This window comes from Pantoea conspicua (assembly GCF_002095315.1).
In the GTDB taxonomy this organism is placed as follows: domain Bacteria; phylum Pseudomonadota; class Gammaproteobacteria; order Enterobacterales; family Enterobacteriaceae; genus Pantoea; species Pantoea conspicua.
Genome location: NZ_MLFN01000004.1, coordinates 21,742 through 36,687, shown reverse-complemented (window position 1 = coordinate 36,687; position 14,946 = coordinate 21,742). Strand labels below are relative to the sequence as shown.

The window sequence follows — 14,946 nt, the reverse complement described above, 5'->3', positions numbered from 1 at the left end:
TATAAAGCAACATTGCCCGACCCTAAGCACAGTAAAGTGAAAGCGTATGCCCTCCGATAATATCTATGCCGAAAAACGCCTGCCCAGTGCGTTTCGTCAGAGCTGGCACCATTTTTATGGCGATACCGCGGCGATGGTGGGCCTGTATGGTTTTGGTGCGTTGCTGCTGCTCTGTTTGTCTGGCTCACTGATCGCGCCCTACGGTATTGATCAACAATTCCTCGGTTATCAACTGCTGCCGCCCTCCTGGTCGCGCTATGGCGATGTGTCATTTTTCCTCGGTACCGACGATTTAGGTCGCGATGTACTGAGCCGCCTGCTGAGCGGTGCCGGCCCCACCGTCGGGTCGGCGATGCTGGTAACACTGTTTGCGACCTTCTGGGCACTGGTGTTAGGCATACTGGCAGGCATGACTCACGGCGTGCGATCCGCGGTTATGAATCACGTACTGGATACGCTGCTCTCGATTCCCTCGCTGCTGCTGGCGATTATTGTGGTGGCCTTCCTCGGTCCCCGGCTGGAGCACGCCATGCTGGCGGTCTGGCTGGCCCTGATGCCTCGTCTGGTGCGGGAGATTTATAGCGCAGTCCATGATGAACTGGAAAAAGAGTATGTGGTGGCAGCCCGTCTCGATGGCGCCAGCAGTCGTAATATTCTGCGCTACGCCATTCTGCCTAACATTCTGCCATTATTGATCAGCGAGATTACCCGCGCCCTGTCGATGGCGATTCTGGATATTGCGGCGCTGGGCTTTCTTGATCTGGGCGCACAGCTGCCCTCGCCCGAATGGGGTGCCATGCTGGGTGATTCGCTTGAACTGATCTATGTCGCACCCTGGACGGTGATGCTGCCTGGTGTGGCGCTGATGGTCAGCGTATTAATTGTTAACCTGCTCGGTGACGGCATCCGTCGCGCCGTCGAAGCGGGAGTGGAATAAATGCCGTTACTCGATATTCGTAATCTCACCATTGAATTTATGACTGCCGACGGGCCGGTCAAAGCGGTCGACCGTGTCAACCTGACCCTGAGCGAAGGTGAAATTCGCGGACTGGTGGGTGAGTCAGGATCGGGCAAGAGCCTGGTGGCAAAAGCGATTTGCGGCGTGACCAAAGATAACTGGCGCGTCACCGCCGATCGCATGGTGTTTGATGATGTGGATCTGCTGCGCCTGTCGCCACGCGATCGTCGCCGTATTGTCGGCCATAACGTCTCCATGATTTTTCAGGAGCCGCAGTCCTGTCTCGATCCGTCCGAAAGCATTGGCCGCCAGCTAATGCAGGCAATTCCACGCTGGACCTATAAAGGTTCCTGGATGAAGCGCTTCTGGTTCTGGCGTAAAACCCGCGCTATTGAACTGCTGCATCGCGTCGGTATCAAGGATCACAAAGATATCATGCGCAGCTTTCCCTATGAGCTGACTGAGGGTGAGTGTCAGAAAGTGATGATCGCCATCGCGCTGGCGAACCAGCCGCGCCTGCTGATTGCCGATGAGCCGACCAATGCCATGGAGCCAACCACCCAGGCGCAGATTTTTCGCCTGCTGAGTCGCCTCAACCAGAATAATAACACCACGATTCTGCTGATCAGTCATGACCTGCGAAACATGAGCCAATGGGCCGATCGGATTAACGTGATGTACTGTGGCCAGACGGTGGAAACCGCTCAGAGCGACGATCTGATGACTACGCCGCACCATCCTTATACTCAGGCGCTGATTCGCGCCATGCCTGACTTTGGCCGCGCTCTGCCGCACAAGAGCCGTCTGAATACGTTATCGGGTGCCATTCCATCACTGGAGAGCCTGCCAATAGGTTGCCGGCTGGGGCCGCGTTGCCCCTACGCGCAGCGAAAATGCGTTGAGACGCCGCGCCTGGCGGGCAGTAAATCGCATCTCTACGCCTGTCATTTCCCGCTGAACATGGAGAGCCAGTAACATGGAAACCCTGCTGGAAGTGCGCAATCTGAGTAAAACCTTTCGCTATCGCACCGGGTTGTTTCGTCGTCAGCATGTCGAAGCGGTAAGATCGGTCAGCTTTACCCTGCGCGAAAAGCAAACGCTGGCGATTATCGGCGAAAACGGCTCTGGCAAATCGACGCTGGCAAAAATGCTCAGCGGTATGATCGCGCCGACCGAGGGTGAGATCCTGATTGACGATCATCCGCTCAGCTTTGGCGATTACGGCTATCGCAGCCAGCGTATCCGGATGATTTTTCAGGACCCCTCCACGTCACTGAATCCGCGTCAGCGGGTCAGCCAGATCCTCGATCTCCCGCTGAGGCTCAATACCGATCTGACTGCAGAGCAGCGAGAGAAACGCATTATCGCCACGCTGCGCCAGGTAGGATTGCTGCGCGATCACGCGGGTTACTATCCGCATATGCTGGCGCCCGGCCAGAAACAGCGCCTGGGTCTGGCACGCGCGCTGATCCTGCAGCCGAAAGTGATCGTGGCGGATGAAGCGCTGGCCTCACTGGATATGACCATGCGGTCGCAGCTGGTCAATCTGATGCTGGAGCTGCAGGAGAAACACGGCATCGCCTACATTTATGTCACCCAGCATCTCGGCATGATGAAGCACATCAGCGATCAGGTGCTGGTAATGCATCAGGGGGAAGTGGTGGAGCGCGGCGGTACCGCCGATGTGCTCGCCTCCCCGTTGCACGATTTGACCCGCCGGCTGATCAGCAGCCATTTTGGCGAAGCGCTGACCGCCGAAGCCTGGCGGCGAGAGCACTGATTATTGCTCTCTGTCCCGCAATTTGCGGGCTGATTTACCTGATTTCAGACAGACGTGCTAGAATCCGCACGTCGATTAACGTCGGTCGCCTACTTTTTAAACAATGCGGCCGCCAACTACAATGACCATAAGGATTACAGCTATGGGTTTTCTTTCCGGTAAGCGCATTCTGATTACTGGCGTTGCCAGTAAACTTTCCATCGCCTACGGTATTGCACAGGCGATGCACAAACAGGGCGCAGAACTGGCTTTCACCTACCAGAACGACAAATTAAAAGGTCGTGTGGAAGAGTTTGCTAAAGATTTGGGCTCAGACATCGTTCTGCCGTGTGACGTTGCCGAAGATGAGAGCATCAAATCTCTGTTCACTGAACTGGCAAAAACCTGGCCGAAATTTGACGGTTTCGTTCACTCCATCGGTTTCGCCCCAGGCGACCAGCTGGATGGTGACTATGTGAATGCCGTAACCCGCGAAGGCTTCAAAATCGCGCATGACATCAGTGCATACAGCTTCGTTGCCATGGCCAAAGAGTGCCGCGCGATGCTGAATCCACAGTCTGCGCTGCTGACCCTTTCTTACCTCGGTGCCGAGCGCGCTATCCCGAACTACAACGTAATGGGTCTGGCGAAAGCATCACTGGAAGCCAACGTCCGCTACATGGCGAACGCGATGGGCCCGGAAGGCGTCCGTGTCAACGCCGTTTCTGCCGGTCCAATCCGTACGCTGGCCGCTTCAGGCATTAAAGATTTCCGTAAGATGCTGGCTCACTGCGAAGCGGTGACCCCGATTCGTCGTACCGTGACCATCGAAGATGTCGGCAACTCAGCGGCATTCCTCTGCTCTGACCTGGCAGGTGGCATCACCGGTGAAATCGTTCACGTTGATGGCGGCTTCAGCATCGCCGCAATGAATGAGCTGGAACTGAAATAAGTTTCTGAGGGCGAGCCTGGCTCGCCCTTCTCTTTCTTCTTCTCCCCATCGCCTTCCCGCCTGATTTTCCTGTCGTTATACCGTAACGCTATTAATTATCACCGATCATTCTTTTGCCCTGGCCTGGCCTTCGGCGAGGATACCTCTGCCCTTCGGTCAGGCTTTTTTTCAGATTTTGCCGCCTGCCTGCCGAACCAGAATTTTGCAAAAGGATTGATCATGGAACAACGCCGCTATCCGGGCCATAACCACTGGTTTTACGAGAGCCAGACCAGTCCACGCATCTCGCAGGCGGCTCCGCTGGTGCCTGAAGCCGCCCACATTGATGACCGTTTCCTGCTGGGCTGCCTGACCGATGATGTGCAGATCGCGGCAGTGTTGCGCGCTAACCAGCCCGCCTTGCTGGCGGCGCGCGATCTGGCGCAACTGCTGTTCCCTGATCGCATCACGACCTCGCTGACCCATACCCTGACGCTGTACGATCGCCTGAGTACCGCCCTGACTGTAGCCCAGGTGGCCGGCGTCCAGCGTTTGTGCAATCACTACTCGGCACGTCTTAACCCGCTGCCAGGACCCGATTCATCCCGTGAAAGCAACAATCGTCTGACTCAAATTACCCAGTATGCCCGTCAGCTGGCGATGCAGCCTGAGCTGATTACCGCCAGCGCGATTTCCGCACTGGATGCCGTAGGTCTGACCGAGCCGGATATCGTGACGCTCAATCAGCTGATCGGTTTTGTCAGCTATCAGGCGCGCGTGGTCGCCGGACTGCAGGCGATGCAGGCCCAGCCGGTGCGCTGGCTGCCTGGCTCCACCCCACCGCCGGATGCTGACCGCAGCGGCTTCGGTCAACCGGCTGGGTGGCGTCCGGCGCTGAAACCGCTGGAATTACGCTACGCCAGTGCTGAACAGCTGGCCGCAATCACCCGCAGTCAGACGCTGCCGGGTATGCAGGATGCGGTGTGGCTACTGGCGCATGATGCGTCGGCGCTGTATGGCTGGGTGCAGTTGCGTCAGCAATTAGCGCCCGGGCAGCCGCTGGCCGAAGCGACGGCAGCACGGATTCTCGGCAGCCGCTGGGCATTTCAGCAACTTTCAGACATCGACGATTTGATTGAAGGTGTAGATGAGGCTGGCATCCGTGAGCCGCAGCGGCAGATTGTCACGCTGGCCGCCCAGCTCACCCGCGCGCCGGAACGCTTCAGCGCGGCGCATCTGCAACCGCTAGCGGAGTCAGGCTGGACGGCTGAGGCGTTGTTCGGCGTAATTCAATCGGCGGCGATCGGTAACTGGAACAGCCGGCTGTTTTATGCGCTGGGTGAAGTCAGGTAAATCCGTTAAACCGGAAGCTGCCCGCGCGCTTCGTCAAAAAAGTGCTGGGCCAGCGGGGTGGCGCGTCCGGGTTCAGCAATCACCAGCGCCGCTTCACGCGCCATCGGTTGCAGCTGGATGGGCCGCTGATGCAACCCCTGCAGCGAACCGGGCAACAGGTGACCCACCGGGGAGATCAGCAGTCCCAGCCCGACCTGAGCGCACTGCATCAGCTGCATCACTGAGGCACTTTCAACCACCACCCGCGGTACCAGCGCCGCCTCGCGAAACGCCATATCGAGATAACGCCGGAAGTAGCGGGTCGGTTCCGCCAGGCAGAGCGGTTGCTGCGCCAGCTCATTCAGGGTGAGCGGACCGCTCGCCACCAGCTGAGGAAAATGGTCGGGATGGAAGATCGCCTCAACGCCACGATCGGCCAGCATCGCCGTCTGAAAATGAAGTTCACGCAGTGTGGCCATTTCAAAGAAGCCAATGCCGACATCCACGGTGTGACTGTTGAGCGCCTCCAGCAGTTGATCAGCGCTCAGCACCGCAATCCGGTAATCGAGCTGCGGATAACGGGCCTGTACTGCTTTTAACAGCAGCGGCAACGCCACGCTGCACTGTGGCACCACACCAAGCCGCAACGTGCCGTTGACCCCATGCTTCAGGGACTCTACTTCCAGCTTCAGCCCCTGATAAACGGACACAATCTCCCGCGCCCACGCCAGCACGCGATCGCCTTCCGGGGTGAAACCGGCAAAGTTGTTACTGCGATTAATCAGCGACAGGCCCAGTTCGCGCTCCAGATTTTTCAGGCGCATCGAAAGCGTCGGCTGGGTGACAAAACTGGCTTCGGCGGCCCGGCCAAAGTGGCGCTCGCGTTCGAGATTACACAAATAGATTAATTGTTTGATGTCGATGTTAATGACCCGTCAGCAGGTTAGCGTGAATCCACGTTGTCTTTTTTATTTCGGGCGTTTACCCGATGATTAATTTCAATTTTAGCGTTTACCCGCCTATACGTCTTAACAGCAAGGATCATTCAACCAGCCCTTTCACGCCTGACGATAGTTTGCAGCGCCAGCGCAATTAATGCGAAGCCGACCGGCAGCAAAAAACCATACCCCAGCACGCTGTAGAGCCATATTCCCGCCACGCCGCCCGCGAGAAAGGATAACAGCGTCAGGCCGTGCAGCCGCAGGCGATCCAGATAGAGCGGCGCCTCTTTGGGTGAGACCTTACGCCGTAACACCTCATACAGCATCGCCAGTTCAATACCGATATCGGTCGCGGTGCCGGAGACGTGCGTGGTGCGAACCCGCGCATTTGAGATCCGGGTGACCACCGCATTTTGTAAGCCCATCAAAAAACTCAGGCTCATGATCAGTACCACGCCAGGCGAATCCGGCAAAAAAAGGCTTTCTGTCACGCCAAGTCCCACCAGCGCCGCGCCTTCGGCCAGAATGACAAACGCATAAATTGTGCGAATATTGCGACGACGTCCTGAATTAATGATCAGGGTTGAGACCATCGAACCGGCAATAAACAGGCAAACAATCGACAGGAAAAACAGGCCAGCCCCTAAATTGGCTTTTGCCAGATGATCGGACAGTGAAGAGACGTTTCCGGTCATATTGGCGGAGAAAAAGCCGACAATCTCAAACGCCGCGGTGTTCAGCGCGCCTGCGGCCGCTGCCAGCGTACAGGCCAGACGGCTATCAGCGCCGACACTGCGCGCATCTTCTGTGGTGATCAGCATGGAACCTACGCATCCTGGCAAACATGGCCGATATAATCCGCTGATTTTTCGTCGCAAACAAGCGGCCAGCGCAGGCTAAACCCCCTCTCCTTGCGCGCGGTCAGATCCTCTTCAGAAACGCTACCACCCGGCGTGCGGTTCCCGCCCTGTGAGACAGAGCGGGAGTGCCGGTTAGCGGGCTGACAGACGGAAGGTGGAGACCGATTGCGTCAGATAGTGCACCTGCTCTTCCAGCGAAGCCGAGGCGGCGGCGGACTCCTGCACCAGCGCGGCGTTCTGTTGCGTCACGCTGTCCATCTCGGTCACCGCCTGCTCAATCTGTCCAATCCCGCGACTTTGTTCGTCCGAGGCGGTGGAGATCTGCTCCATTAGCTGATTGACCCGGCTGACCGAGGAGATGATGGCGCTCATGGCATCACCGGTGCGACTGACCTGGTCAGAACCGGCGTGAATAATCGCTACCGATTCAGCAATCAGGCTCTCAATTTCTTTTGCCGCAACGGCGCTGCGCTGGGCCAGATTACGTACCTCACCCGCCACCACCGCAAAGCCGCGGCCTTGTTCACCGGCTCTCGCCGCCTCAACGGCAGCATTCAGCGCCAGAATGTTGGTCTGGAAAGCGATGCTGTCGATCACTGTGGTGATCTCTTCAATTTTTTTCGAGCTGGCATTAATCAGCTCCATCGAAACCACCACTTCCTGCGACACTTTGGCACCACTTTCGGCATTCTGCACCGCTTCACTGGTCAGGCGACAGGCTTCAAACACATTGCCGGTATTTTGTTTAACAGTGGCGCCCAACTGCTCCATGCTGGCGGCGGTCTGGGTCAGCGCCGCGGCTTGTTGTTCCGTGCGTGACGCAAGATCGATATTGCCCGCCGCAATCTCCTGTGATGCTGTAGAGACCGAGCGGGTGGAATCGCGCACCTGCATGATAATGTCAGTCAGGGCACTGCGCATCTGCTCCAGCGAAGCCATCAGCAGCTGGATCTCACTGCGTGAACCGACTTTGACCGGCACGCTGCTGTCCAGTACGCCTGCGGCAATCAGTTTACAGTGCGCCTGAGCCTGATTGAGTGGCGAAAGGAGATAGCGCTTCATAAACAGGTAGATGGCGATAATGATGGCAAAAAACAGGATGCCAAACACAGCCAGCAGCGTGATGCCAGAGGTGAAATGGCTCTGCGCGTCGGTGTTGAGCTTTTTCGCATAGGCTTCATGCCGGGCCAGTACGCGATCGAGGATGATTTCGTACTGCCGGTCAAGACGCACCACGCTGGCGATCTGATTTTTAAACCGCAGTTGATCATGCGCTTCGGCTGCATCAATCAACGGCTGAAGCCCCTGCTGGCGGTAAGCCAGATACGCCTGCCGATAGCCGTCGGCTTCCGCCTCTTCACCTGGCAGTCGCGGTGCCGCCATGTAGGCTTCAAACGCAGCATCGGCCTTCGCGGCTACCGTTCTGACGCCGTCCAGAGAGGCCGGGCTTTGACCATTGCTCTCTTCGATGGCTTTCATGTACTCCATCAGGCGCACGCGCAGCGTACGGCTGTGGTTTATCGGATCGATAACCGACAGCACCACGCGGATCTCTTTATTAACGGCATTTAACGACTGATTACTCTGAACCAGCAGCCAGGTACTGATGGCCACGCTGGTCAGAAACAGCGCCAGCAGGAAAGAGAAGATCAGCAGGGAGGATTTTTTGAGTGACATAACAAACTTCCGGATAATGAACCAATGCTGTTATATCGGCCGGAAATTGCCCCCCATTAGGGCGTGACTTTTTTTAGTTAAATTAAGCCAGGCGGCAGCCAGATAAAGCGATAAAAAAATCAGCGTGTTACAGCCCGGTAGCCCCGGGCTGTAAACGGGTGCGGCACACCGCTGCGATTACGCCACACCGAGCGCCATTTTCACCTGATTGGCGATTTGTTCTACCTGCGGTCCGTAAATAACCTGCACATCGTTGTCACTGACCCGGTTAACCCCATTGGCACCGGTACTCATCAGGGTTTGATCGATCACCTCTTTCATGTCTTTCACTCGCACCCGCAGCCGGGTAAAGCAGCAATCGACATCCTCGATATTGGCCTGCCCTCCCAGCCCGCTGATGATCACCTGAGTGCGCTCATCTCCGCTCACCTGTTGGGGTTTCTCATCATCCGATTCCCTGCCCGGTGTTTCGACGTTCATCCGGGTGATCACCAGGCGGAAAGCGTAGTAATAAATCGGTGCGTAAATCACGCCCAGCGCCAGCGTCCACCACCAGTGGGTTTTTGCGCCGCCTAATACGCCAAATACTACCAGATCGATAATCCCGCCCTGCACGTTACCGATCATCAGATGCAGCATCGACATCAGCATAAAAGAGAGACCGGTGAGAAACGCGTGCAGCAGGTAGAGTACCGGCGAAACGAAGATAAAGCAGAACTCCAGCGGTTCGGTGATGCCGGTGGTAAATGAGGTCAGCGCGCCCGCCAGCACCAGCGCTTTCACCCGCTGCTTATGCTCCGGCCGGGCGGTGTGATAGATCGCCAGCGCGGCGGCAGGCAGACCAAACATCATCACCGGAATTTTACCCTGTGCCAGAAACTGGGTAGCGGTGCGCAGCGTGTCGTCCGGGATCATACCCGGATGGGTCAGCGAGGTGTTAAAGATGTTCAGCGCGCCAACAATCGTCTGCCCGTCTACCATCGCCATCCCGCCAATCGGGGTAAAGCGGACGGTTTCATTAAGAATATGGTGCAGGCCGGTTGGGATCAGAATGCGTTCAAACGCTCCGAGCAGAAAAGCGCCGTACTGCCCGCTTTTCCCGATCATCTGACCAATCCAGGCGATGCCGTTGCCGATGGTTGGCCAGATCATCGCCAGCAGCACGCCAATCAGTGGCAGGCAGACCACGGTCACAATCGGCACAAAACGGCGTCCGCCGAAAAAACTGATCGCCGTCGGTAGCTGCTGGGTATAGAAGCGATTATGCAGCGCCACCGTCACCAGCCCTGCGATGACCCCGCCCAGCACGCTCATGTTGTAGGTGAAAACACCCAGCATCTCGATATATTCTGCCGACCGCATCATCGCGGTGGTCTGGTCCAGCCCGGCCTGCTGTAACGCCTCCGGTGTCGTGGTTGCGGCGGTAATCCCTTTAGCCGCCAGTGTGGCGTTGATGCCGACGTTCATGGTGATATAGCCGATCACGGCCGCAAAGGCGGCAGTGGGTTTTTCCGCTTTTGCCAGTCCGATGGCGCTGGCAACCGCAAAGAATACCGGCAGGTTAGCGAACAGCGCTCCCGCGACCTTGCGTATAAAGCCAATAATCAACTGGGGGATCTGCATCTGCGCAAAGGCATCGCCGGTGACTGCCGGGTTTTGCATGGCTGCCGCCAGTCCAAGGAAGATCCCGGCGGCGGCGATCACCGAGATTGGCATCATTAACGCTTTGCCAAACGCATGAATCTGGCTGGTCAGCTGTTTCATTGAGTTGCGCCCTCTTCTGTTATGAACAGCAAGTATTAGCGCGTTGTGGCGAGAACTCCCGTTATCAGCAGGTTACGTCCGGGTAAAATTTGAACGACATCACAATTCTGGCCAATGCATCATAAACGGCAGCTATCGCACCATTAAGTCAATCAATTAGACATGGTATGACGATGATTGCACACTTCACTTCACCATCAGGCCATAACCTGATAACAAACCATCTACAATACTTCCTACTATAAAAAAGCCTGCACTCACTATGAAATTTAAACGCCAAATCAAACCCTATCGCGCGGCTGCGGGCGGCTGGGGTTCACTGGAAGCCACCACGCGTTTCGTTCTTGACAGCAAAGCGGCCCTGAAGAATATGCGCAATCTGATGCGTATGAATAAAGCTCGCGGTTTTGACTGTCCGGGCTGCGCCTGGGGCGATGACAATAAAAGTACCTTCAGCTTCTGCGAAAACGGTGCTAAAGCGGTGACCTGGGAAGCGACCCGCCGCATCGTCGATAGCGAATTTTTTGCCCGCCACAGCGTGACCACGCTCTATACCCAGAGCGACTACTTCCTGGAATATCAGGGTCGTCTGACCCATCCGCTGCGCTACAACGCCGAAACCGACCACTATGAGCCGATTAGCTGGGACGATGCGTTTGCGCTGATCGCCCGCCATATCAAGGCGATGGATAACCCGGACCAGATGGAGCTCTACACCTCCGGTCGCGCCAGTAATGAAGCCTCCTGGCTCTATCAGCTGTTTGGCCGCCTGATGGGCACCAACAACTTCCCCGACTGCTCCAACATGTGTCATGAAGCGAGCGGTACCGGCCTGAAGCGCAGCATCGGCGTGGGTAAAGGCACCATCCGTCTGGATGATTTTGATCATGCCGATGCGATTTTCGTCTTCGGCCAGAATCCCGGCACCAACCATCCGCGCATGTTGCATAGCCTGCGCCACGCCGCCGATCATGGCGCGAAGATCGTAACCTTTAACACCCTGCGTGAGCGCGGTCTGGAACGCTTTGCCGATCCACAAAAACCGCTGGAAGTGGTGACATCGATGTCTGGTACCATCAGCTCCTCCTATTATCAGCCGAATCTCGGTGGTGATATGGCGGCGGTGCGCGGCATGGTGAAATGCCTGCTGGAGACCCATCGTGCGCGCCTGGCGGCCGGTGAAAGCGGCCTTTTTGATCAGACATTCATCAATGCCAAAACCAACGGTATCGAAGCCTATATTGAGGCCGTCGATAACACCAACTGGATGCAAATTGTGGCGCAGTCGGGACTGACCCAGGCGCAAATCCGTGAAGCCGCGGCGATCTACCAGAGTGCCGATCGGGTGATCTGTACCTGGGCAATGGGCATTACCCAGCATAAGCATTCGGTTGATACGGTGCGTGAAATCACCAACCTGCAACTGCTGTTTGGTCAGCTGGGCAAAAAAGGGGCGGGTCTCTGTCCGGTTCGTGGTCATAGCAACGTGCAGGGCAACCGCACCATGGGCATCGATGAGAAACCGTCGCAGGCGTTTCTTGATGCGCTGGGGAACCACTTTAACTTCGAACCGCCACGCGCCCACGGCCACAACACGGTCGAAGCGTTGAATGCGATGCTGTGTGACGAAGTGAAAGTGCTGATTGCGTTGGGTGGCAACCTGGCCGCCGCCGCGCCTGACTCACCGCGTACTGAAGAAGCGTTGTCGCGCTGTGGACTCACCGTTCACATCAGCACCAAACTGAACCGTAGCCATCTGGTGCCGGGTCACGAAGGGCTGATCCTGCCGACGCTGGGCCGTACCGAGCGTGACCGTCAGGCGACCGGCAACCAGTTCATCACGGTGGAAGATTCATTCAGTATGGTGCACGCCTCTGAAGGGATTGGCATTCCGCTGGCGGAGACGCAGCGTTCTGAAACCGCGATTGTGGCCGGTATTGCCCATGCGGTGCTCGGTGATGAGAAAGTGAAATGGCTGGATCTGGCAGGCGATTACAACCTGATCCGCGAGCACATCGCCGCCACCATTCCGGGCTTTGCTGACTTTAGCGCTAAATGTGATATCCCGGGCGGTTTCTATCTCGGTAACGCGGCGGCGGAACTGCGCTTCAATACCGCCAGTGGCAAAGCGGAGTTCAGCGCAGCAGCGCTGCCAACTTCACTGTTCCCGAATCTGGATCAGGAGGTGCCCTTTACGCTGCAAACCCTGCGTTCCCACGATCAGTACAACACCACCATTTACGGCCTTGATGACCGTTATCGTGGCGTGTTTGGTCAGCGTGAAGTGGTGTTCATCAACCCGGACGATATGGCAGATCTGGGCTTCTCCGAAGGCCAGAACGTCGATATTGAAACCCTGTGGAATGATGGTATTACCCGTCGCGTCAGCGGTTTCAAACTGGTGCCGTATAATATTCCGCGCGGAAATCTGGCAGCCTATTATCCGGAAACCAATCCGCTGGTGCCGCTGAACAGCTTCGGCGATGGCAGTGGTACACCGACCTCGAAATCGGTGCCGGTGAAACTGGAACTGTCGTCAGCCCTGGCTGACCAACGCATCGCCTGATCGCGGCCAACTTAGCACATCTGAAAAGCCGGCCTGTCCGGCTTTTTGCCTTGCCGCGCGGCGTCGATTCGCGTAAAACTGTCAGCCGCAATCAGGCAACGAAACGTAAAAAATTATGTTCCAGGATAACCCGCTGCTCGCGCAGCTGAAAGAGAAGCTCCACTCACAAACGCCTCGTGCTGAAGGCGTTGTTAAAGGCACCGAAAAAGGCTTCGGCTTCCTGGAAGTCGATGCGCAAAAAAGCTACTTCATTCCGCCACCGCAGATGAAGAAGGTAATGCACGGTGACCGTATCGTCGCCGTGATCCACAGCGATAAAGATCGTGAAAGCGCTGAGCCGGAAACCCTGGTTGAGCCGTTCCTGAGCCGCTTTGTTGGCCGGGTACAGAAGAAAGACGATCGCCTGTCAATTGTGCCCGATCATCCGCTGCTGAAGGACGCCATTCAGTGCCGTCCGGTGCGCGGACTGACGCACGAGTTTGAAAATGGCGACTGGGCTGTCGCTGAAATGCGTCGCCACCCGCTGAAAGGCGATCGCGGTTTTTATGCCGAACTGACCGATTTCATTGTTAAAGCTGACGATCACCTCGCGCCATGGTGGGTGACGCTGTCGCGTCATAACCTTGAGCGTGAAGCGCCCGATGTCAGCTTTGGCGAGATGCTGGATGAGAATCTGACGCGTGAAGATCTGACCGCGCTCGATTTCGTTACCATCGACAGCGCCAGCACCGAAGATATGGATGATGCGCTCTACGTTGAAGCGCTGGAAGATGGCTCGCTGCGGCTGACCGTGGCGATCGCCGATCCCACCGCCTACGTGTCGGAAGGCAGCCAGCTGGATAAACTGGCGGCGCAACGTGCGTTCACCAACTATCTGCCGGGCTTCAACATTCCGATGCTGCCGCGCCAGCTCTCTGATGATGTCTGCTCGCTGCGCCCCCATGCGCGTCGTCCGGCACTGGCCTGTCGCGTCACCGTTGCGCCAGATGGCACGCCGGGTGAGGATCTGCAGTTCTTTGCGGCCTGGATCGAATCGAAAGCCAAACTGGCCTACGACGACGTTTCTGACTGGCTGGAAAACAGCGGTGACTGGCAGCCAGAAAGCGAAGCGATTGCTGAGCAGATCCGCCTGCTGAACCGTCTCTGTCTGGCACGCAGCGAATGGCGTCAGACCCATGCGCTGGTGTTTAAAGATCGTCCTGATTACCGCTTCCTGCTGGGTGAGCAAGGCGAAGTACTGGAAATCGTGGCTGAACCGCGCCGCATCGCCAACCGCATCGTGGAAGAGTCGATGATTCTGGCTAACGTCTGCGCGGCAAAAGTGCTGCGTGACACGCTGGGCTTTGGTATCTACAACGTGCATGCCGGTTTCGATACCACCAACGCCGAACAGGCGGCCGCAGTGCTGGCGACCCACGGCATCAGCGTGGATGCGCAGGCAATTACCACGCTGGAAGGTTTCCGCGTATTGCGTCGCGAACTGGATGCCCAGCCGACACAGTTCCTCGACAGCCGCATTCGTCGTTTCCAGACCTTTGCCGAAATCAGTACCGAACCGGGTCCACACTTTGGTCTGGGCCTTGAAGCCTATGCCACCTGGACCTCGCCGATTCGTAAATTTGGCGACATGATCAACCATCGCCTGCTGAAAGCGATCATTCGCGGTGACCAGATCGCTCGTCCGGATGAGGCGCTGACCGTCACCATGAGCGAACGTCGTCGCCTCAACCGCATGGCAGAGCGCGATGTCGGAGACTGGCTCTATGCCCGTTATCTGGCGCCGTTCGCCGCCACCGATCGTCGCTTCAGCGCGGAGATCATTGACGTGTCGCGGGGCGGTATGCGTGTCCGCTTGCTGGAGTTCGGTGCGGTGGCGTTTATCCCGGCACCGTTCATCCACGCGGTGCGTGATGAGCTGGTCTGCAGCCAGGAAAATGGCAGCGTGCAGATCAAAGGCGAAGTGGTTTACCGTGTTACTGACGTCATTGAAGTGACCATCGCCGAAGTGCGAATGGAAACCCGCAGCGTCGTGGCGCGTCCCGCCGTCTGAGTCTGAAATCCGGCGGGATAACTCCGGTTATCCCGCCGCTTCCCGCCCCGCTCTCTTTGCAAAAATGTTAAATTTGTTCCCCGCTTCACACTTCTCCATCGATTAACT

The 14,946-nt window shown here is 57.0% G+C and carries 11 protein-coding genes; 7 read left to right on the top strand and 4 right to left on the bottom strand.

Going from position 1 to position 14,946, the window contains the following annotated elements; all coding sequences use genetic code 11:
* The first annotated feature begins 46 nt into the window (after window positions 1-46).
* The 5 genes from sapC to HA41_RS02660 all read left to right on the top strand — a co-directional run bounded on the left by sapC (window position 47) and on the right by HA41_RS02660 (window position 5,001).
* Window positions 47-937: a putrescine export ABC transporter permease SapC gene (sapC, locus tag HA41_RS02680; RefSeq protein ID WP_094119476.1), complete on the top strand. Its 891-nt coding sequence runs from the start codon at window positions 47-49 to the stop codon at window positions 935-937.
* Window positions 938-1,933, top strand: coding sequence for a putrescine export ABC transporter ATP-binding protein SapD (gene sapD / locus HA41_RS02675; protein WP_094119475.1), 996 nt, complete (start codon window positions 938-940; stop codon window positions 1,931-1,933).
* A gap of 1 nt (window position 1,934) precedes the next feature.
* Complete coding sequence (sapF, locus tag HA41_RS02670) at window positions 1,935-2,738, top strand: putrescine export ABC transporter ATP-binding protein SapF (RefSeq protein WP_094119474.1); 804 nt, start codon at window positions 1,935-1,937, stop codon at window positions 2,736-2,738.
* 142 nt (window positions 2,739-2,880) lie between these two features.
* A complete protein-coding gene (gene fabI, locus HA41_RS02665; RefSeq protein WP_094119473.1) occupies window positions 2,881-3,669 on the top strand; it encodes an enoyl-ACP reductase FabI in 789 nt (262 codons plus the stop codon).
* Window positions 3,670-3,888: 219 nt separating this feature from the next.
* Window positions 3,889-5,001 carry a CMD domain-containing protein gene (locus HA41_RS02660; RefSeq protein WP_094119472.1) on the top strand — a complete coding sequence of 371 codons (1,113 nt, stop codon included), beginning with the start codon at window positions 3,889-3,891 and terminating at the stop codon, window positions 4,999-5,001.
* Between the two features lie 5 nt (window positions 5,002-5,006).
* Here the strand turns inward: HA41_RS02660 and HA41_RS02655 are convergent, their stop codons facing one another.
* From HA41_RS02655 to HA41_RS02640, 4 genes are all read right to left on the bottom strand, one after another.
* Complete coding sequence (locus HA41_RS02655; protein WP_094119471.1) at window positions 5,007-5,903, bottom strand: LysR family transcriptional regulator; 897 nt, start codon at window positions 5,901-5,903, stop codon at window positions 5,007-5,009.
* Window positions 5,904-6,025: 122 nt separating this feature from the next.
* Window positions 6,026-6,742: a YoaK family protein gene (locus HA41_RS02650; protein WP_094119470.1), complete on the bottom strand. Its 717-nt coding sequence runs from the start codon at window positions 6,740-6,742 to the stop codon at window positions 6,026-6,028.
* Between the two features lie 171 nt (window positions 6,743-6,913).
* Window positions 6,914-8,458, bottom strand: a complete 1,545-nt coding sequence (locus tag HA41_RS02645; RefSeq protein ID WP_094119469.1) for a methyl-accepting chemotaxis protein — start codon at window positions 8,456-8,458, stop codon at window positions 6,914-6,916.
* A gap of 177 nt (window positions 8,459-8,635) precedes the next feature.
* Window positions 8,636-10,222 carry a PTS transporter subunit EIIC gene (locus HA41_RS02640; protein WP_094119468.1) on the bottom strand — a complete coding sequence of 529 codons (1,587 nt, stop codon included), beginning with the start codon at window positions 10,220-10,222 and terminating at the stop codon, window positions 8,636-8,638.
* 262 nt (window positions 10,223-10,484) lie between these two features.
* Between HA41_RS02640 and HA41_RS02635 the strand changes: the two genes are divergently transcribed.
* Together HA41_RS02635 and HA41_RS02630 are read left to right on the top strand one after the other, a co-directional pair.
* The gene (locus tag HA41_RS02635; RefSeq protein ID WP_094119467.1) at window positions 10,485-12,788 is read left to right on the top strand and encodes an FdhF/YdeP family oxidoreductase; all 2,304 of its coding nucleotides are present in this window, start codon (window positions 10,485-10,487) and stop codon (window positions 12,786-12,788) included.
* A gap of 115 nt (window positions 12,789-12,903) precedes the next feature.
* Complete coding sequence (locus HA41_RS02630) at window positions 12,904-14,838, top strand: exoribonuclease II (protein ID WP_094119466.1); 1,935 nt, start codon at window positions 12,904-12,906, stop codon at window positions 14,836-14,838.
* Window positions 14,839-14,946 lie beyond the last annotated feature (108 nt).